We start from the raw sequence: 19,197 nt of genomic DNA, 5'->3' as shown, positions 1-19,197 counted from the left end.
ATTTGAGGCAAACGTGTTCCGACGCAAGAAGCCCCCGCTGCGATACTTCCTCTACGTTTCCGACTCCAAACTCGACATGCTTTTCGACCAGATCGATCCGGCACAGCGACGACGGATCAGCATCGATGTCGGTGTGAACCTCAAAGTCGCGAGCCTCAACCTGCGTCAGGGCAATCGCTCGGCAGTCGCGCGGATGGCGAAACTCCGGATGGTCGAGCGCTACATCGACTTGCATCACCAGGTCGGCACCGTCTACAACCCTGGAACCGACTACTTCCGCGGTGCAATGCCGATGCGATGGGGTTGGTTCGGTCATGGGCTTGATCCGGACAGTCCAACGGATGGGCACGACACAGTGTTCTTTCGCGGAGACCTCAAAAACCACACCGTGGTACTGGCAGGCTCCCGCCGACACGTCCTTGGGGAGGAGCCCGCAGCGGAGAACCGGCGTCTGACCTCCTGGTCAGCGACACCCAACATCATGGCCGTGATCGCCGAGCATATTTCCGCCAATCCCCCGCTGGGCAAACTCTGGCGTCGGCTTCGTGCATCCGATTTCAAAGGCAGCGAAGCGGCCGCCGCCGCTCACGATCCACTCGAAGTAGGTTTGGAATGGGCAACAGTCGTGAAGCTCAGCGGCCCGCTCCAGTGGGTGGAGTTCCTCGCTGTTCCCTTGGTGCAAGGGAACGTCACTGACCACACGAGTCGAGATGAGCACCCTGGCGGACCAAAATGGACTCCAGCGATCCTGGCGACCCCCCTGTATGTCGCCTTGGCGACCCAGGATGATCCAGACCCCTGATGCGACGGAGAGCGCATAGTGGTTGGGGCACCCACTTGGGCGGCTCGCCCGAGAACCTGAAGCCGGCCCTTAGATCCAGTTCGCGCGGCGGGCGGCTCTGCGCATGACGCGCAGCAGCAGCGGGCCTGTCAGGAGCACCAGTGCGACCGTGGTGATCGCGCGCCCGATGTCCCAGCCCAGCGAGGTGGCGAGGGAGTACGCGAGCAGGCGGGAGAGGTTCTCGCTGAAACCGCCGCCCGGCACGTAGGCGAGATTCCCGTGCGTGATGGCGAAGGGCCAGAACGACAAGTTGAGCAGCAGTCCATACAGGATCGACGAGAGGGCGGCATAGACCGCCAGGATCGCCAGTTCGGTCGCGCGGCCGGCCCGCGTGTCCGGCGTCCCCGGCAAGAGGCCTGCGCCTAGCGCGACGAACGCCGCCGCGAACATCTGGTACGGCAGCCACGGTCCCACCCCGCCCGTGAGCAGCGCCGACGCGAACAGGCCCGTGCAGCCCAGTATGAACCCGAACCCCGGCCCGAACACCCTGCCCGCCAAGATGAGCAGGAAGAACACCGTCTCCACCCCGGCCGCGCCCGCCCCGAACGGCCGCACCGCCGCCACCACCGCCGAGAGCACCCCGAGCATCGCCACGGCGCGAGCGTCGAGACCGCCGTCCGTCAACTGCAGCAGCACCACTGCGGTGACCAGCGGCAGCAGCAGCGCGAACAGCCAAGGGCCCGAGGTGGTCTCGGTGAGCGCCCCGCCCGGCGCCGCCAGCAGCGGCCATGACATCGCGACCAGGCCGAACGCGGCCGCGAGCGTGAGCGACAGCGCCGCCTTCCAGCGGACGGGCGGGCGCGGCGCCGCGGCCCGGCGCTGCCCCAGCGGAGGCGCCGCGGTCTCGGGCCCCGGCTCACGCTCGTGCGTCATCGTCCGTCCCGCCTTCGGCGTCATCGAGGCCGTTGCCGCCCAGAGCCTCCGCTACTTCGTCCACGGTCAGCCAGCCCGGGAGGACCTTGGCGACCTGCGGGGAGAACATCGGGGACGCCGCGACGATCTGCCGGGCCGGGCCGTCCGCGACCACCTCGCCGTCGGAGAGGATCACGACCCGGGAGGCGAATTCGGCGCAGAACTCCACGTCATGCGTGGAGACGACCACGCAGTGCCCGGCCGCGGCGAGTCTGCCGAGCCGGGACGCGAGCGCCGCCTTGCCCGGGTAGTCCAGGCCTCTCGTCGGCTCGTCGAGGAGCAGCAGCGGCGGTGCGGCCGTGAGGGTCACGGCCAAGGCCAGCGCGAGCCGCTGGCCTTCCGACAGATCGCGCGGGTGGGTGCCGCCGTCGATGCCTTCGACGAGGTCGTCGAGGATCTTCGCGCAGGTGCCGGCCGGAACGCGGCCGTCGCGGTCCGCGCCTTCGCATTCGGCCGCCACGGTCTCGGCGTAGAGGAGGTCGGCGGGTTCGGCCGGGACGAGACCGGCGAGGGTCCGGCGCTCGGCCGGTTTGCGGGTCGCGGGGTCGTCGCCGCCGATCGTGACCGTGCCGCCCGAGCGCTTTCCGGTGCCCTGCAAGGCCCAGAGGAGGCTCGACTTGCCGGAGCCGTTGCGGCCCATGAGGGCGATGCGTTCGCAACGTGCGGCGGTGAGGTCGGCGCCGTTGACGGCCCGCACGCCGCCCGGGTAGTCGACGGTGACCGCGCGGGCTTCGAGCAGCGGCGGCCCGGACTCGGTCGGCGGGCTCTTGCGGCGGGAGGGCTCGTGGGCGGAAGGCGCTGCCGGTGGCGCGGGGTGCCGTCCTGCCAGGGCCTCGCGGAGCGGAGCGGCATGGCGCCTGGCCTCGCGGATCGTGACGGGCGGGCCGGGCCACCCGGCCAGGCGGCCCAGTTCCACGACCGGCGGGGCGATCGGGGACGCGGCCAAGATCTGGCCGACCGAGCCCGCGGTCACCTTCCCGCCGTTGAGCAGCAGCGCTGAGTCGGCGTATTGGGCGACGCGTTCGAGGCGGTGCTCGGCGAGGAGCACCGTGACGCCGAGGTCGTGCACGAGGCGGTGCAGCGTCGAGAGCACCTCGTCGGCGGCGGTCGGGTCGAGCGCGGAGGTCGGCTCGTCGAGGACGAGCGCGGCGGGCCCGGCGACGAGGGCCGCACCGATCGCGACCCGTTGGCGCTGACCGGAGGAGAGGGCGGCGAGGTCGCGGTCGCGTACGTCGGCGAGACCGAGGAGGTCCACGATCTCGGTGACCCGCTTGCGCATCGCGGCGGGGTCGACGCCGAGCTGCTCGGCGGTGTACGCGAGCTCGCGTTCCACCTCGTCGGTCACGAAGCCCGCCAAGGGATCCTGGCCGACGTAGCCGACGAGGTCGGCCAGGTCGGCGGGGGTGGAGCCGTGGACGTCGCGTCCGGCCACGGTGATCCGCCCGGCCATGGTGCCGCCGGTGAAGTGCGGCACGAGGCCGTTGACGGCTTTGAGCAGCGTCGACTTGCCGGCTCCGGTGGGCCCCACGAGCAGGCAGAACTCGCCTTCGGGGAGGTCGAACGAGACGTCGTCGAGGACGGGCGTGCCCGCGTAGGCGAAGGTGACGTGTTCGAAGGCGATCCCGTCGGGGTTCATGGTGTTCCTCCTCTTGAAGACGGCGCGAGCAGGGCGGGCGCGGTGGCGAGGAGGATGCCGCCCGCGGCCCACATCGGCAGTTCCGGCACCGAGAGCGGGTTCGTGGCGGGCCACAGCGCCGCGGGTTCGAATACTCCACTGAGGATGGTCCCGGCGACGGCCGCGGCGCCGGAGGCGACGATCGCCCAGTCGCGTGCCCCGAACCGGTCGGGGCGGTAGCGGGTGTGCGGGACCCGCTTGGAGGCGAACGCGATCCCGAACACCGCTACGGCGGCGCCACAGGCCACGGCGGCCCAGGCGAGCGGGGCGGGCGTCGCCGCGCTGAGGAGCGCGTAAGCACCCGCGCAGAGCCCGAGGAGTCCGATGAGGAGCGATGCGCCAGTGGCGCGGCGGGCCGGGGCGGGGATGCCCGCGGCGCGGCCGTACCCGCGCGAGGCCATCGCGGCCGCGAGCGCGAGCGATCGGTCGAGCGCGTCGTGCAGCACCGGCGAGACCACCGTGCGCATGAGGTTCGCGGGGCTGCGACTCGTGTTGCCGCGCAACGCTCTCGCGCGGCGCACCCGTCCGACGCTCGCGACGAGCTGCGGTGCGACCGACAGCGCGACGACGACCGCGACGCTCACCTCGTACAGCGCCGCCGGGACCGAGCGCAGCAGCCGCCGAGGGCTCGCGAGCGCGTTCGCGGCGCCGACGCAGACGAGGAGCGTGGCGAGCCGCAGGCCGTCGTAAGCGGCCGCGAGCGCGCCCTCGGCGGTCACGTCGCCGCCGAGCCGAAAGCCCGCCGCCCAAGCGGGGAGGGTCGCAGAGGGGAGGGAGAAGAGGACGGTGGGGCCGTCGGACCCGCCGAAGACCATGTAGAACGCCATGCGGACCGCGATCGCGCTCAACCCGATGAACAGGAAGACCCGGTACGCGCCGGACCACGGTTCGTCGCCGCGGCACCAGGTGACGACCAGGCCCGCGACGGCGACGATGAGCAGCAGCAGCCACGGGTTCGCGGTGCGCCCGGCGGCGGTGGCGAGCAGGAGCGCCCAGCCCCACCAGGCCGCCGGATGGGCGACGTGTCGGGCGGCTCTCAGACTCACGGCGGTTTCGCGGTTCCCGCTCACGCCCGCCGGTCGCGGCGCAGGCGCCAGACGACGAGCCCGGCGATGACCACGAGTGCGGCCGCGGCGATGACCCAGGTGAACGAGGTCTCCTCGTCCGCGCCGGGCCCGCGCCCCTCGGTCGATGCCGCGGCCTTGGCAGGGGTGAGGGCGGGCGGGGTCGAGCCGTCGCCGAAGGCCCAGCCCTCGACGTCGCCCGTGTCCGGGCGGGCGTCGCCGCCGCCGACGGGCGAGTACGACCATTCGTCGCTCTCGGCGTCGGCGCGCCAGTACGACCAGTACTCCTTCGCGGGCGGGGCCCCGCCGCAGCTGCTTTCGGGGAGTTCGTCGATCCGGCAGACCATGCCCCGGATCGAGGCGACCTCGGTGACCGAGAATCCGGCCTGCGCGAGCGCGTCGAGGCCGTTCGCCGGGTCGACCGCGCACCCGGTCGCGGGATCGGCGGCGAGCACCCCGAAGTCGACCACCACGGTCACTTCCAGGCACCCGTCGTGCGCCGCGGCGGGCGAGGCGGGCAGGACGACGGCGAGGAGCGCCAGGAGCAGTGCGGTCGCCAACGCGACGGACCCGCTCCCCGGGGTCGGGTGTGTCCGATCGGGACGCCCCCGAGACCAAGGGTCCCATCGAGGTGCGACACCGCCGCCGAGCACGACGGCGCTTCGGGGCGCGGCGGCGCCGCTCGATGGATGAGCGCGCAGGCAGCGCCCGCCGGACCGGCGGGCGCTGCCTGCGATTCGTTCGCTTCGGGGCACGTGCCGACTATTGCTTGTCGGTGTCGTCGTCGGCAGTCGCGGGCGTCGCGTCCTCGGCCGGAGCGGCACCGCCGCGGCGGGCCTTGAGCGCGAAGCCGATGATCAGCGCGGCCAGCACCACGACCGCGGCGCCGATCACCCAAGGCAGCCACGAGGCCGAACCCTCGTCCTCTTCCTCGGCGGCACCCGTGGCGTCGTCACCGGCGTCGGCGCTCTCGCAGCCGTTGCCCGGCACCGCGGCCTCGAGGCCCGAGGCGTCCAGGTTCGCGAGGTCCTGGCCCGCGAGCGGCACCATGGCCTGCGCGGTCGCCAGCAGACGCGAGGCCTCCCCGAACTCGGGGTCCTCCGGGTCGGTGTACATGACCGCGCCCGGCTGGTCGCCGGTGCAGTCGAACTGCAGCGCGATGAGGAACGCGACGGCGCTCTGGGCGGCGTCCTCGTTCCCGGCCGCGAAGAACGCCTGCGCGGCCATCGCGGTCGAGTTCGCGTTCTCGCCGAAGCCGCCGTCGAAGCCGCCGTCCTCGGCCTGCGCGCCCTCGAGCCACGCCACGGCGGACGCCAGCGGAGCCGAACCCGGCTCGCCGAGCGTCACGAGCGCCGAGGCGACCAGCCCGGTCGTGTCGGGGTCGGAGACGCAGTCGTCGCCGCCGTCGACGTCGGCGTAGTTGAACCCGCCGTCAGGGCACTGGACCGCGGCGAGTCCGGCAGCGGCTTCCGCGCCGGCCGGGGTGTCGGTGCGCGAGAGGCCGAGCACGGCCCACGCGGTCGACGGCGCGGTGCCGTCCCCGTACGTCCCGGTCGCGGTCTGCGCGGCCGCGACCTCGGAGGCGAGGCGGATCTCGCCGAAGTTCGACGGGTCCCCGCCGGCGGTCGCGACGGCGTACATGACCTTCCCGGCCGCACCGGCGTTCAACACGGGCTCGGCCGCGCCCTCGACGGTCGGGTACACGTACGGGGTGAGGATCTCGGTGCTGTTGAGCCACTCGAGCGTGGCCTGGACCTGGTCGCCGCCGACGCCGGCGGCCTCCAGTCCGATGACGGCGTCGAGCGAGGACGAGACGTCCCCGCCGTTCCACGAAGTGCCGTCGGACTGGCCGACGAGCCAGGACGCGGCGGCCTGGGCGGGCTGCGCGAACGGGGGTTCCTGGGCCTCAGCCGGGGCGGCGGAGGCGAAGACGGTGATGGGCACGACCGCGGCAGCGGCCAGCAGTCGACCGGGCAGGTGACGCAATTGCCTGACCTTTCATAGAGCGAGTGGGGTCTTCGGGCAGGCGGCGGCGCCGCAAGCGCCTGTAGACCACGACAGGCGTTGACAGAACTGTTGGCGCAGACGGGTATTCGGGCTCACGCGGGTGGACCGAGCGGCTTGAAGGGTGCTCGGCTGTCGTTCTGGGACGACCGCGACTACCGTTGCGGGTCAGCGCCGGCCTCTCACCGGACTTCCCCCATCTGGCGCCTGTTGAGTTTGGGTCATTCTCGCGGGTGGATTCGCTGGGTGTCAAGCCGACCGGTCGCGCAGTGCAGCCGTTCACTCGCACCACGCGAGTGAACTCCCGCCTTCCGGTTATTGACCCGTAGCACCGGGTGTCGATACGGTGCACAACGTGAGCAGAAATAAGAACGCCGATTTGGACAGAGTTCTGCGCGCTGCGACACGGGTCTTCCTGGAACGCGGATTCTCCGCCACCTCCATGTCGGACCTCGTCGCGGCGACCGGCATGAACCGCGCCGGGCTCTACGCCGCATTCGGCTCCAAGCACCAGCTCTACATCACGGCACTGGGCCGCTACCGAGAGGACACCGAACCCGAACTGCGCTCGATCACCCACCGCGCCCTCGACCGCAAGGAAAGCGAGCGGCTCGACGCCCCACGCGCCGTGGCCGACCTCCTTGACGTGGTCGCCCGCCACTCCAAAGAAGGCGGCTTCGTGGTGCGCGCCGCGGTCGAACTCGCCGACGACCCCGCGACCATGCGCCGCGTCCAGGAGGCCTGGACCGAACTCGAACGCGATCTCGCCGCGATCCTGGCACGGGCGGTCGAGCGCGGCGAGATGGACGCCGAGACCGACCACGAACAGCTGGCCCGCACCGTCCTCGTGTTCATCCAAGGCGCGCTCGTCCTCGGCCACGCCGACGAGGACGAACACCGCCTCGCCGACGCCGCGGCCGGACTCGTCGCACTCCTCGCCGCCTACAGGCCCTCGGCGACCGCCGACGAGATCCGCAGCCAGGCCGCAGACGACGCCTTGCTCAACGAGTCGTAGCGGATCGGCTCCCCCGAGTCGAGCAGCTTCTCATACGGCGCCAGCAGGACCGCCCTCGTGCGGGCCGCGAAGTGCCGCTGCACCGCGGGCAGGTCCACATCCTTGCGGTGGGCGGGCATCGACACCACCGACACCGCCCCGCGCACCAGGTCCCGGCGCCCGGTCTGCTCCAGATGGTCGAGCATCCGCGCCGCCGTCTCCGCCGAGTCGTTGCGAGCCGACATCGTCACCACCAGCTGATCGGTCGCATCGATCGCCGACTGCCAGTTCGCCGCCCGCACATTGTTGCCGGTGTCTACCACGATGAGCTTGTAGAAGCGCGACACCGCCTCGCGCAGCTCGCCGAACGCCTGCGAAGTCAGCATCTCCCCGGCCGTCGCCGACTCGTCCGAGGCGAGCACGTCGAACATCGCGCCGCCCTGCGCGCGCACGTACTGCGAGAGATCCCCGATGCGCCCGGTCGGGCCCCGGAAATGGTCGAGGTCGCGCAGCAGATCGCGCACCGTGCGCACATGGAAGTCCTGCTGGGCGCGCATCCCCAGCGTCCCCTGCGTCTCGTTGTTGTCCCAGGCGAGCACGTAGCCGCCGCGGTGGCGGCCGAACGTCATGGCCAGCATGAGGACCGCGACGGTCTTGCCCGCGCCGCCCTTCGGGTTGACCACCGTGATCTGCCGCAGCCCCCCGAAGTTGCGGCGCACCGTGTCGACCGCGCGCTGGCGGGACCGCTCGCGCGGGCCGGGCGGCAGGGCGACCATGCCGAGGCTGAAGCGGTGCAGCGCACCGCGCAGGCCGGTCTCGGCCACGGGCGGGCGCGGCGGCACGACCCTGCGGGACGAGAAGTCGTCCGCGGTCACGCCGAGGCGCTCGAGCGCGCCCGCGTGGTCGGGGAACACCGGGACCGGGACGCGCGCGGGCAGTGCGGGAGGCGCGCCGACCTGGTGATCCGGCGCGGCCGTCCCCGGGGCGGCGGGCCAGCCGTTCCCGCCCCGGGACTCGCGCGGGACCTCGTACTGGGCGGGCGGCGACTCGTAAGAGGAGGCCGGGCCGGGCATCGGGGTCGCGGGTGGCGGCGGGGCGCTCGGCACATGGTCGCCGTGCCGCGGATTGCGGATCGACTCGGCCACGGCGCTGTACGGCTGGTTCATGACGTCCTCAGGGGCGCTGTGCTGCTCTTGCACTTCCGAAGACGCGTGAAACCGCTCGTTCGCCTCCAGCGGCGCGCTGTACTCATGGTTCGCGGCCGGCGGCACGCTGTACTCATAGTTCGCGCTTGGCGGCGCGCTCTGCTCATGGTTCGCGCTTGGCGGCGCGCTCTGCTCATGGTTCGCGCCTGGCGGCGCGAACGGCGACCACCCTGGAGCATCCGGCCGGTGCAGAGGCACAGTGTCCTCTTCGGTGTGCTCCATCGGGGCCTCCCAGCGCGCGGATGCGCTCAGCGTCAGAGTGCGGTTACCCGACTATTGTGGCCCATACGCCTGTCATCGCGTGGGAACTCGGCTCGGCTCCCTCTGCGGCGCTTACAGCAGTCGCGGCTGCTCAGGGCCCGAACGATCTTGAGGAACCATCCCGAATGGACTGAACAGGCCTTGGTCCACATCGGCCAGCAGCGGCGAGCCCGCGCCGGTGTGGCTCACGTAGGCGAGGTCCCGTGTGCGCCCGAGCGCGACGTACAGCTCGCGGCGGGCCGCGGCCGAGTTCGGCCAGTCCTCCGCGGTCATCCCGGTGAGGCACACCACCCGGAACTCGCCTTCGGCCGCTTCGGCGACGGACATGCCGTCAGGACCGATCACCGCGAGCTCCTCGGCTGCGACCCCGAGCTCGGCGAGCCGATCGGTGAGATCCTCGACGAAGCGCTTCTCGTCGTCCGAGTCCACCGCGAAGTACCGGCCGATCCCCGAGCCCTCGAGCGCGGGACGCTCGGGCTGCACGAGCCGACCCGGAACGCGGCTGATCGGCTCGATCACCTGCGATGCCGCGACGAGCACCGCGGCAGGGCTGCGGTGGTTGCGCGACAGGCGCATCACGTGCGCCTGCGGGAACCGCTCGCCGAAGGCCGCGAACGCGGCGGGCTCGCCCGTGCACAGGGCCGAGTCCGGGTCGCCGGTGGCGGTGATGTCCGCTTCGGGCCCGCGATGCTCGATGACCTGGCGGAACAGCCGCATCGGCATGCGCGGCAGGTCGTCGATGAAGACGTGGCCCAGTTCGGGCGGGCTCGCGGCGGCGAAGTCGTCGAACTCGGCGACGGTGATCGAGGCGGCCTCCCGGCCGATCAACGCGCCCAGCTCGCGGCGGATGCGCGCGGCGCCGGGCGCGGACGCGGCGAGGACCAGGCACTGGCGGGCGGGCACGCCCAGCTCCTGCACGAGATAGGCGACGCGCCGCACGAGCAGGTGGGTCTTGCCGGTGCCGGGGGAGGCGTTGATGAGCAGCGGGCCGCGTCCGGCGGAGGCGGCGACGCGCTGCATCGCGTCCAGGGAGTCGAGCAGTCCCGCACCGACCTCGTCCATGCCCGTGAGCAGGGGCGCGGACTCCAGCCAGGGGTCCGGAGTCTGGGTCGTCAACGCCGGTTCGGGCATGGGCACGGCTTCGCGGGCGTACCTGGAGTGGTGGGACCGGTGCGAGCGGCGGCGCCGCTCGGCGGTGGTCCGCATGCCGGCGGAGAGCTCGAACAGCGGGGACGCCACCTGCGGTTGCTTGCGTTCATCAGGACGGCGCACCTATGCATCCTCGCAGACAGACGGCGCGTGACCCGAAGCGGCTCCCGCCCGGGCGGGTCGCACCCCAGACGAAGAAGATCCTTCGCGTTCCGACCGCCGCCGCGGTACCGCCGGCGGCGCCGACCCCGCCCGGTGTCGTACCCCGGGCGTACGGTCACGGACAGGGGGCATCACCCAGGACAGATCGGGAATATCCGCTTTCACGTTTCGGGCTGCGGCCAAGCCGCGTCCGAGTCGCCCGCGACACCGCGGGACCGCGATTCGAGCCCGCCGCGCTGCGCCGAGCCCGCGCCGCTTCACGACCTCACCCGCCCGCGAACGGCGGCAGCACCTCCACCGTCACCCCTGCCGGGAGCACGGTCGCCGAGTCCTTCGCCGCGAGGCCGTCCACCAGCAGCGTGGACGCCGCCAGCACCTTGTCGAGCACCGGGCCGTGCCGCCGCCCGAGCACCGCCTTCAACTCCGCGACGTCGGCGGCGCTCACCTGCTCCTCGCCGACCCCCGCGGCCGCCTTCGCGCCCGCGAAGTACCGCACCGTCACCACGCTCACCCTCCGATCGCCGACATCGGGCGCGCGGGCTGCAGGAACGAGGGATCGTCGATGCCGTGCCCGGGAAGCTTGCCCCACATCGCCTCGCGCCAGCGCGCGCCGATGGTCTCGTCCGAGGCGCCCGTGCGCATGAGCTCGCGCAGGTCGGTCTCGCCGCGCGCGAACAGGCAGTTGCGAACCTGCCCGTCGGCGGTGAGGCGGGTGCGGTCGCAGTCGCCGCAGAACGGGCGGGTGACCGAGCCGATGACGCCCACTTTCGCGGGACCGCCGTCCACGAGCCAGGTCTCGGCGGGGGCCGAGCCGCGGTGCGCCGGGTCGGGGACCAGGTCGAACTCGGCTTTGAGGGCTTCGAGGATCTCGGCGGCGGTCACCATCTCGTCGCGGCGCCACACGCCCGCGGCGTCGAGCGGCATCTGCTCGATGAACCGCAGCTGGTAGCCGTGCTCGATGGCGAAGCGCAGCAGCGCCGGGGCCTCGGTGTCGTTGATGCCGCGCATGAGCACGGTGTTGAGCTTCACGGGCGCGAGCCCGGCCGCGGCCGCGCCCTCGATGCCGCGCAGGGTGGCCGCGAGGCGGTCGCGCTTGGCGAGCTCCTTGAAGGTGCCGGGGTCGAGGGTGTCGAGGGAGACGTTGACGCGGTCGAGCCCGGCGTCGACCAGAGGGCCGGCGAGGCGTTCGAGGCCGATGGCGTTGGTGGTCAAGGAGATCTCGGGGCGCGGTTCCAGGGCCGCGGCGGCGGCGACGATACCGACCAGACCGGGGCGCAGCAGCGGCTCGCCGCCGGTGAAGCGGACTTCGGTGACACCCAGGTCGCGGACGGCGATGCCGACGAGGCGTGAGACCTCTTCGTCGGTGAGCAGCTCCGGTTTCGGCAGCCAGGGGAGCCCGGCCTCGGGCATGCAGTACGTGCAGCGCAGGTTGCACCGGTCGGTGAGGGAGACGCGGAGGTCGGTGGCGGTGCGCCCGTGGCGGTCGCGCAGGCCGAGAGCCGCGGACGGCGCGCTCGCGGCGCCCTGGGTCGGAGTCGGTGCAGCCATGCGTCGAGCCTAGTTCGTCAATATGACAGTTTCGTAAAGTGAGACACGATTCCCATCAATTGGTCGCGGTACGCGCGACCGAAGAGGGTCGTATGGACCAGGAGCGGGAAAAGGTGGTGAAGCGGCGTCCGCTCCTCCCATCCCGCTTCCAGAGTGTGGACCTCGGTGTACCCGGCGAGGACCGCCTCGAACATCGGGACGCCGCCCCAAAGGCGCAGGTTTGCCAGGTCGGTCTCGCGGTGGCCGCCGTGCGCGGCCGGGTCGATGAGCCAGGCCCGCTCGGCGCCCCAGTGCACGTTGCCCCACCACAGGTCGCCGTGCGTGCGCGCGGGCGGCTCGGGCGGTCCGGCGAGCTCGGGGAGCCGCGCGGCCAGCGTCTCGATGGCGGTCACGTCGGCCGCTTCGAGGGCGCCGTTGTCGCGGGAGGGCTTCAGGTACGGCTCGATCCGCTTGGCGGCGTACCACTCCGCCCAGGAGCCTCCGGCCGCGTCATTGTCCATGAACGTCTCGCCGATGTAACCGCGCCAGGGCGCGCCGAACCGCTCCGCGCCCGCGTCGTGCATGGCCGCCAGCTCGCGGCCCAGTTCCTCGGCGTGCTCGCGGGTCGGCGCGGCCGGTTCGATCCAGGGTTCGACGAGGAGCCGGTCGTCGGCGTACAGGATCGGGACGGCGGCGGGCGTGGCCTCGCGCAACCACCGCAGTCCGTTCGCTTCCGCCGCAAGGTATCCGGGCGAGGTGCCCTCGGCGAGCTTGGCGAACAGGTGGGAGCCGTCGTCGAACGTGAGGCGCTGCGCGGTCGCCCGGTACGGCTGCGGCGTGGCCGGCGGCATCGCGAAGTCGCTCGCCTTCACCGGGGTGGTGCGCACTCGCTGGTGCTCGATGAGCTCGGGCAGCAGGCGCAGGCGTTCGAGGTCGGGGGCTTCTTCCACGAATCCAATGTAGCGGAAGGCGAACGAATGACCGAGCATGGAAAACTCTTCGTGTTGGAACCCCTTAGCACTGGAGGACGCATGCGTCGTACCGCTCGCTGGCTCACCGCCGTCAACACCATCAGCGCACCACGGGTCGGGGCCCAGCGTTCCCGAGTGGACAGCGTGTTCGACCGGATGATCCACCGCGCCGAGCACCGGGCCGAGGCCGACTCTGCCGTGGCCCAGGAGTTCGTCGACTCCTACCGCTTCCTGCTCCGCGAGGTCGCCAAGCAGGACTCGCTCTCGATGGTCGGCTGGCAGGGCTTCATCGACGACATGACCCGCCGCATGACCAACCACCTGCGCGTCGAGCGGCTCATCACCGAGCACCCCGAGATCGCCGACGAGCCGATCGCGCGCCCCATCGTGGTGGTCGGCCTTCCTCGCACGGCCACCACCGTCACCCACAAGATCCTCATCCAGCCCGAGGGCAACCGGGCCCCGCTCATGTGGGAGCTCATGAACACCCACCGCGGCGACATCGACCCGACGCTGCGCGACAAGCTCATCAAGGACGCCCAGCAGATGGCCTCGCTCGCGAGCAAGGCCTCCCCGGTGTGGGACCTCATCCACCCGATGAACGCGCTGCAGCCCGAGGAGTGCGTGTTCGCGCTGCCGCACGGGTACCAGTTCATCACCCGCGCCACGATGCCCGCCTACCGCCGCTGGGCCGACGAGCGCGACTACACCGAGGACTACGGGCACCTCAAGCGCGTGCTGCAGGTGCTGCAGTGGAACCAGCCGCGCAGGCGCTGGGTCCTCAAGTCGCCGTTCCACCTGTTCAACCTCGACGTGCTGCTCAAGGTCTTCGACGACGCCACGATCGTGTGGATGCACCGCGACCCCTCCACCGTCATGGGCTCCTGGTGCTCCCTTGTGGAGACCGGGCGGGCGCTGCACCACCGCTCCTACGACCCCTCGAAGATCGGCCCCGAGTGGCTCGACATCTTCGGCAAGGGCGTCGCGCAGGCCCGCGCGGTGCGATCCGCGGCCTCGCGCGAGCGCTTCGTGGACGTGCCGTACCACTCGTTCACGGCCGACCCGCACGGTCTCATGCCGAAGCTGTTCGCGCAGCTCGGCATGGAATGGACCGACACCGAGGAGGCCAACCTCGAACAGGTCCTGGCCCGCCCCGGGATGCGCCGCGCCCACGAATACCACCTGTCGCGCTACGGCATCGAACTCGACGACGTCGAGAAGGCCTTCGGCGACTACGGCCGCCTCGGCTTCTAGATTCTGAGACGCACGACACAGGGCCAGTCCTCTTCGGACCGGCCCTGTTCTGTCAGTGGCGGCGGATACCTTCGGAATCGGTCGGGCGGAGCGTCATGCGGGTGCCGCTCCACCCGGCCGGCCGAACGCGATCAAGCCGATGGCATAAGGAGGTGGCCGCTAGCCCAGCTTCTCGACCACGAAGTCGATCGCCTCGGTCAGCTTGGCCGCGTCCGAGGGGTCCACGGCCGGGTAGGTCGCGACCCGCAACTGGTTGCGGCCCAGCTTCCGGTACGGCTCGGTGTCAACGATCCCGTTGGCGCGCAGCACCTTCGCGATCTCGGCCGCATCCACGCCCTCGAAGTCGATCGTGGCGACCACGTTCGAGCGCAGGGCGGGGTCGGTCACGAACGGGTTCGCGAACTCGCGGGCGTCGGCCCACGAGTACAGGGCCCCGGCGGACTCGGCGCAGCGCTTCGCGGCCGCGTCCAGGCCGCCCGCGGCGTTGAGCGTGTCCACCTGCTCGGCCGCGAGCACCACCGTGGCCACCGCCGGGGTGTTGTACGTCTGGTCCTTGCGCGAGTTGTCGATCGCGGTCTTCAGGTCCAGGAACGCCGGAATGTAGCGGCCGGAGGCGGCGATGCGCTCGGCGCGCTCGATCGCGGCCGGGCTCATGATCGCGATCCACAGGCCGCCGTCGGAGGCCAGGCCCTTCTGCGGCGCGAAGTAGTAGCAGTCGGTCTCGGTGAGGTCCACCGGCAGGCCCGCCGCCGCCGAGGTCGCGTCGTGGAGCATGAGCGCGCCCTCGTGGGCGATGCGCTTGACGTCGACGGCCACACCGGTCGAGGTCTCGTTGTGCGGGGTGGCGTACGCGTCGACGCCGTCCTCGAAGGAGGGATACGCGGCCGTGCCCGGCTCGGCGGTCACGATCGTCGGCTCGCCCAGGTGCGGGGCGATCTTGATGGCCTTGGCGAACTTCGAACCGAACTCGCCGAAGCTGGCGGCCTGCGCACGGTCCTCGATGAGGCCGAACACGGCGACCTCCCAGAACGCGGTCGCGCCGCCCACGCCGAGGACGACCTCGTAGCCGTCGGGCAGCGAGAAGAACTCGGCCAGACCGGCCCGCAGGCGCCCGACCTCGGCCTTGACCGCCTTCTGGCGGTGGGAGGTGCCCATGACGGACCTGCCCAGTCCGGACAGCGCGCTCATCGCCTCGGACGGCACCTTGGAGGGGCCGGAGCCGAATCGCCCGTCGGCGGGCAGCAGCTCTGCGGGGATGGTGATCGGGTCGGTCACTGTCGGCTCCGTTCTGGTCGGTCCTGGGCACACTGTAAACCCGCGTTCCCGCCCCGTGACCGCCCGGGCCGGGCCCTGCCGCCAACTGGGATCGCGAGTCCGGACGAGCGGCCCGGGCGCCCGCCGACCGGCACCGGTCGGACATCATCGCCGTGAACCTCCCCGAAATCGCCTTCGCGACGAAGGACCCGCGCCCGACACGGCGTCCCCGCCTGGAGCGACTTCGCCATCATGCGGCAGCCGCGCACCTTCAAGACACCCGCCGAGCGCCGGCCCGAAGAACATCGGCCCGGATCAGGCGGCGTGCGACCAGCCCACGGGAGGCTCGCCGCCCGGCTCGGCCCCGGCCGTCCACAGCTCCCCGTCCGCCGCCACGGCCCACAACCGCAGGGCCCCATCGGAGCCGAACGCCGCCGCCGGCCGCTTCACCACCGTGATGTCGCCCCGCGTCCAAGGCCGCGACAGCAGCCCGAACCGCCCCGCACCGGCCGCCTCCAGATCGGCCAGTTCGAGCACGAGCACCGCCGGAGCCCCGGTCCCGTCGTCGCACACCACCGCCAGCGCGCCCTCCGGCCCGATCGCCAGCGCCGGCGCCAGCACGCCGCCCTCGAGCGGCACGCGCATCCCCGTCCAGTCCGCGCCCCGACCGATGTGGAGCGCCACGTCGCTGCTCCCGGCCACGCGCGAGGCGAGCACGGCCCGCCCGTCGGGCGCTTGAGCGGCGGTGACGGCGCTGGCGGGCAGGAACGGCAGTTCGTCCGGCCCTGGCAGGTCGAGCATGCGGGAGGTCCAGTCGCTACCGTCGCCCTCCCAGACGGCCACGTTGTCGGGGGTGGCGGCGATGACGGTGAACGCGCCGTCCATGGCGAGCGCGGCGGGGGCGTCGTGCACGGCCGGTCCTGCGAGCCGGGCCCATGCGGCCCATTCCCCGCCTTCGCGCCGCACGCGCACCGCGAGGCCGCCGTCCGGGTCGCGCACGCAGGCGAGCGCCGTGCGGCCGTCATCCGCGGCGGCGACCTGTCCGACGATGCGGGCGTCCGCGCCGGTTCCGGCGGGGTTGCCGAGGAGCTGCCATTGGCCGGAGACGAGGTCGTAGCAGTGGACGTCGCGCACGTGGGTGGCCGGATCGTGGGTGTGCTCGGCGCTGATCGCGTACAGCTTGGTCCCGGCCAGGTCGAGCGAGGGGAGGGTCTCGGGTCCGCCGAGGTCTTTCCAGCCGTCGGCGCCGAGGACTTGGACCGTGTGGTCGCGCACGGTGATCGGCCGGATGCGGCCGTCGATTTCGGCGGCGGCCACGGCCGCGGTGTAGCGCGGGTGGGTGGCGTGGCCGTAGGTGATGCCCGCGCCGGGGCCTGCGATGAGGCGGTCGCCGCAGCCGCTGGGGAGTTCGCAGTCGGCGCCGTCGTTCCAGGCGTAGGCGTCGAGTGCCCGGCCCTTGGGTTCGAGGTCGGCCGCGCCGAGGTTGCCGGGCCAGCGGCGGTTGTAGTAGCCGCGCCAGGCCTCGACGGTGCGGGCCGCGCCCCAGGTGCGCACGGCCTCCCAGGCGAAGAGGGCGGCGGCGGTGTGGTCGATGTGGTCGGAGAAGCCGGGCTGCTCGGCGCCGAGTCGTTCGCCGTGCACCGGGTCGGGGTCGGGGTCGAGGGTGTTGACGACGGCGGGCCGGTAGCGGTCGAGCAGTTCGAGGAGCGTGGCCTGCACGGTCGCCCGGTCGACGGTGGATTCGGCCGTGAGCGGCGAGTCGGTCGGGGGGAGGACCAGGGAATCGTCGAGGCGGCCTTCCCAGAGGGCGAGGAGGCGTGTGAACTCGCCGGTGATGCGGCCGAGGTTCGTCCACAGTGAGCAGAAGACGACGTGCACTCGGGGTTGGTCCCGGAGGACGCAGAGTTCGACGTCCTGCCCGGAGTCGAGCGGGGCGAGGTAGCGGTCCCACGGCGCGTTGGCGTCGCCGAGGGCCAGGAGCGCGTAGGCGCGACGCAGCCCGTTGTCGCGCGCGGCGGCGTACCCGGCGAAGTCGGCGGGAGCGGCGGGGCTCCAGGCGTTGGCGCCGGAGGCTTCACCGGCGGTGAGGACGACGGTGCAGAGCCCGGCGCCGTCGTCGAGGACGCGGGCGATGCGCGGGTTGATGAAGTAGAGGCAGTCGTCGGGGTGGGCCACGATCTGCATGTGGATCGGCCCGGCGCGCACCGGCTCGGGGATCGCGTCCTCGCGCGCGGCCTCACGGAGCGACCAGACGCTCTCGGCGGCCGCGGCCGCGACGGCCAGCCCGGCGACGCCGCCGACCAAGAGGTCGCGGCGGCGCAGCGGCTGGGGCCGGGGGGAGGGCATGGCGCGTCCCGTTCGGATGGTGCGGGTGTTCGAACGATCGTATCCCGCACGCGCCCATGCAAGGTGAATCCTCGTTCCGTGCATGGAAAAGCGGCCCGCGTCACCCCTTGCGGGGCGGCGTGGGCCGCTGCGGCGCTTCGGCTACTGCCAGCCCTCGACCTCTTCGGGCTTGCGGGGGCCGGGCCCGACGTAGGTCGCGGACGGGCGCACGATCCGGCCGAGCTTCTTCTGCTCGAGGATGTGGGCGCTCCAGCCGGCCACGCGGGCGCAGGTGAAGATCGGGGTGAACAGCTCGGCGGGCACCTCGGCGAAGTCGAGGAGCACGGCGGACCAGAATTCGACGTTCGTGGCGAGCACGCGGTCGGGCTTGCGGGCCCGGAGCTCGGCCAGCGCGGCCGACTCGAGCGCCTCGGCGACCTCGTAGCGCGGGGCGCCGAGTTCCTTGGCGGCGGCGCGGAGCACGCGGGAGCGGGGGTCCTCGGCGCGGTAGACGCGGTGGCCGAAGCCCATGAGGCGCTCGCCGGAGTCGAGGAGGTTCTTGACGTACCCGTCGGCGTCGCCGGACTTCTCGACCCCTTCGATCATGTGGAGCACGCGCGAGGGGGCGCCGCCGTGGAGCGGGCCGGAGAGCGCGCCGATGCCGGAGGAGATGGCGGCGGCGGCGTCGGCGCCGGTGGAGGCGACGACGCGGGAGGTGAAGGTGGAGGCGTTCATGCCGTGCTCGGCGGCCGACATCAGGTAGGTGTCGACGGCCTTGACGTGGGCGGGGTCGGGCTCGCCGCGCCAGCGGCGCATGAAGCGCTCGGTGATGGTGCCGGCCTTGTCGATCTCCGACTGGGGCACGGCGGGGCGGCCGGAGCCGCGGGCCGACTGGGCGATGAACGACAGCGTGGTGACCGACACGCGGGCGAGATCGTCCCGGGCGGTCTCGTCGTCGATGTCGAGCAGCGGCTGAAGGCCCCAGTAGGGGGCGAGCATGGCGACCGCGGCTTGGGCGTCGACGCGGGTGTCGCCGGAGGAGACGGGCACGGGCACGGGTTCGGCGGCGGGCAGGCCGTTGCCGAACTTGCCGTCGACGAGGAGGCCCCATACGTCGCCGTAGGTGCTCTGGCCGACCAGGTCCTGGATATCGACGCCGCGGTAACGGAGCGATCCACCCTCTTTGTCAGGCTCGGCGATCTCGGTTTCGAAGGCGATGACGCCCTCGAGGCCGGGCTTGAACTCAGACATCGTTGTACTCCTGAGTGTGTTGTCCCTGTGGTTGCCGACCGGGGGCTTCCGGGAGGCGACGGTTCGTAGTTATCTGGAAATGGTGCCTCAATGCGGTGGCCGACGGAAGTGGCCACGGGTCGAGGGTGATCCTGAACGGCGGTACAGAACGTGCGCAAAATATGAGACAACCATCGTGAGGCTAGTGGTTTGTCCGAGTTTGACGTTTTCCATGGGAGGGTTTCGATAACGGGTCTTGTTGGTTTCAACGGTTTCCTGCGATCTCGCCCACATTGATACGGGTGCCGCAGGTCATTGGGCATGAGCTAACGTCAAAGCACATCCCGCCCACCGATAACGACACGGAGG

General features: G+C 71.9%; 15 protein-coding genes, 1 pseudogene and 1 riboswitch. Of the genes and pseudogenes, 3 read left to right on the top strand and 13 right to left on the bottom strand.

Going from position 1 to position 19,197, the window contains the following annotated elements; genetic code table 11:
• Nucleotides 1–13: 13 nt before the first annotated feature.
• Complete coding sequence (locus tag JHY01_RS04470; protein ID WP_205324407.1) at nucleotides 14–802, top strand: SAVMC3_10250 family protein; 789 nt, start codon at nucleotides 14–16, stop codon at nucleotides 800–802.
• Nucleotides 803–871: 69 nt separating this feature from the next.
• Here the strand turns inward: JHY01_RS04470 and JHY01_RS04465 are convergent, their stop codons facing one another.
• The 5 genes from JHY01_RS04465 to JHY01_RS04450 form a co-directional block, all read right to left on the bottom strand.
• Complete coding sequence (locus tag JHY01_RS04465; protein WP_205324406.1) at nucleotides 872–1,714, bottom strand: ECF transporter S component; 843 nt, start codon at nucleotides 1,712–1,714, stop codon at nucleotides 872–874.
• A complete protein-coding gene (locus JHY01_RS04460; RefSeq protein ID WP_205324405.1) occupies nucleotides 1,698–3,389 on the bottom strand; it encodes an ABC transporter ATP-binding protein in 1,692 nt (563 codons plus the stop codon). The genes JHY01_RS04465 and JHY01_RS04460 overlap by 17 nt, the downstream gene beginning before the upstream one ends.
• On the bottom strand, nucleotides 3,386–4,474 hold the full coding sequence (locus JHY01_RS04455; protein WP_307814229.1) for a CbiQ family ECF transporter T component: 1,089 nt from the start codon (nucleotides 4,472–4,474) through the stop codon (nucleotides 3,386–3,388). The genes JHY01_RS04460 and JHY01_RS04455 overlap by 4 nt, the downstream gene beginning before the upstream one ends.
• 20 nt (nucleotides 4,475–4,494) lie before the next feature.
• Entirely contained in the window at nucleotides 4,495–5,052 is a 558-nt protein-coding gene (locus JHY01_RS26370; RefSeq protein ID WP_240192405.1) for a hypothetical protein, read from the bottom strand.
• A gap of 202 nt (nucleotides 5,053–5,254) precedes the next feature.
• Nucleotides 5,255–6,478, bottom strand: a complete 1,224-nt coding sequence (locus JHY01_RS04450; protein ID WP_205324403.1) for a hypothetical protein — start codon at nucleotides 6,476–6,478, stop codon at nucleotides 5,255–5,257.
• A gap of 80 nt (nucleotides 6,479–6,558) precedes the next feature.
• A riboswitch (cobalamin riboswitch) is annotated at nucleotides 6,559–6,722 on the bottom strand.
• Between the two features lie 129 nt (nucleotides 6,723–6,851).
• Here JHY01_RS04450 and JHY01_RS04445 point away from each other — a divergent pair.
• Nucleotides 6,852–7,511, top strand: coding sequence for a TetR/AcrR family transcriptional regulator (locus JHY01_RS04445; RefSeq protein ID WP_205324402.1), 660 nt, complete (start codon nucleotides 6,852–6,854; stop codon nucleotides 7,509–7,511).
• Here the strand turns inward: JHY01_RS04445 and JHY01_RS26365 are convergent.
• The 5 genes and pseudogenes from JHY01_RS26365 to JHY01_RS04420 all read right to left on the bottom strand — a co-directional run.
• Nucleotides 7,439–8,668 (bottom strand): annotated as a pseudogene (locus tag JHY01_RS26365) (MinD/ParA family protein); the annotation flags it as partial. The gene JHY01_RS04445 and the pseudogene JHY01_RS26365 overlap by 73 nt on opposite strands.
• 360 nt (nucleotides 8,669–9,028) lie before the next feature.
• Nucleotides 9,029–10,228 carry a UvrD-helicase domain-containing protein gene (locus JHY01_RS04435; protein WP_205324400.1) on the bottom strand — a complete coding sequence of 400 codons (1,200 nt, stop codon included), beginning with the start codon at nucleotides 10,226–10,228 and terminating at the stop codon, nucleotides 9,029–9,031.
• Between the two features lie 304 nt (nucleotides 10,229–10,532).
• A complete protein-coding gene (locus JHY01_RS04430; RefSeq protein ID WP_240192404.1) occupies nucleotides 10,533–10,778 on the bottom strand; it encodes a MoaD/ThiS family protein in 246 nt (81 codons plus the stop codon).
• Nucleotides 10,775–11,815 carry a GTP 3',8-cyclase MoaA gene (gene moaA / locus JHY01_RS04425; protein WP_205324399.1) on the bottom strand — a complete coding sequence of 347 codons (1,041 nt, stop codon included), beginning with the start codon at nucleotides 11,813–11,815 and terminating at the stop codon, nucleotides 10,775–10,777. The genes JHY01_RS04430 and moaA overlap by 4 nt, the downstream gene beginning before the upstream one ends.
• A 17-nt stretch (nucleotides 11,816–11,832) precedes the next feature.
• Complete coding sequence (locus tag JHY01_RS04420; protein ID WP_205324398.1) at nucleotides 11,833–12,744, bottom strand: fructosamine kinase family protein; 912 nt, start codon at nucleotides 12,742–12,744, stop codon at nucleotides 11,833–11,835.
• Between the two features lie 81 nt (nucleotides 12,745–12,825).
• On the opposite strand from JHY01_RS04420, the gene JHY01_RS04415 reads away from it, so the two are divergent.
• Complete coding sequence (locus tag JHY01_RS04415; protein ID WP_205324397.1) at nucleotides 12,826–14,019, top strand: sulfotransferase; 1,194 nt, start codon at nucleotides 12,826–12,828, stop codon at nucleotides 14,017–14,019.
• Between the two features lie 159 nt (nucleotides 14,020–14,178).
• On the opposite strand, the gene serC is transcribed toward JHY01_RS04415, so the two are convergent.
• The 3 genes from serC to JHY01_RS04400 all read right to left on the bottom strand — a co-directional run bounded on the left by serC (nucleotide 14,179) and on the right by JHY01_RS04400 (nucleotide 18,849).
• A complete protein-coding gene (serC, locus tag JHY01_RS04410) occupies nucleotides 14,179–15,294 on the bottom strand; it encodes a phosphoserine transaminase (protein WP_205324396.1) in 1,116 nt (371 codons plus the stop codon).
• Nucleotides 15,295–15,588: 294 nt separating this feature from the next.
• On the bottom strand, nucleotides 15,589–17,619 hold the full coding sequence (locus JHY01_RS04405) for a PIG-L family deacetylase (RefSeq protein ID WP_205324395.1): 2,031 nt from the start codon (nucleotides 17,617–17,619) through the stop codon (nucleotides 15,589–15,591).
• Nucleotides 17,620–17,760: 141 nt separating this feature from the next.
• Nucleotides 17,761–18,849 carry a citrate synthase 2 gene (locus JHY01_RS04400; RefSeq protein ID WP_205324394.1) on the bottom strand — a complete coding sequence of 363 codons (1,089 nt, stop codon included), beginning with the start codon at nucleotides 18,847–18,849 and terminating at the stop codon, nucleotides 17,761–17,763.
• Nucleotides 18,850–19,197 lie beyond the last annotated feature (348 nt).

Source organism: Glycomyces sp. YM15, assembly GCF_016918015.1.
Taxonomy (GTDB): domain Bacteria; phylum Actinomycetota; class Actinomycetes; order Mycobacteriales; family Micromonosporaceae; genus Glycomyces.
The sequence above is the reverse complement of the archived record's forward strand: the minus strand, read 5'-3'. Positions and strand labels throughout refer to the sequence as shown.

Excerpts from the sequence above, each read along its gene's own strand:
- JHY01_RS04465 (WP_205324406.1), bottom strand. The coding sequence starts at position 1,714 with ATGACGCACGAGCGTGAGCCGGGGCCCGAGACCGCGGCGCCTCCGCTG.
- JHY01_RS04460 (WP_205324405.1), bottom strand. The coding sequence starts at position 3,389 with ATGAACCCCGACGGGATCGCCTTCGAACACGTCACCTTCGCCTACGCG.
- moaA (WP_205324399.1), bottom strand. The coding sequence starts at position 11,815 with ATGGCTGCACCGACTCCGACCCAGGGCGCCGCGAGCGCGCCGTCCGCG.
- JHY01_RS04415 (WP_205324397.1), top strand. The coding sequence starts at position 12,826 with ATGCGTCGTACCGCTCGCTGGCTCACCGCCGTCAACACCATCAGCGCA.
- JHY01_RS04405 (WP_205324395.1), bottom strand. The coding sequence starts at position 17,619 with ATGCCCTCCCCCCGGCCCCAGCCGCTGCGCCGCCGCGACCTCTTGGTC.
- JHY01_RS04400 (WP_205324394.1), bottom strand. The coding sequence starts at position 18,849 with ATGTCTGAGTTCAAGCCCGGCCTCGAGGGCGTCATCGCCTTCGAAACC.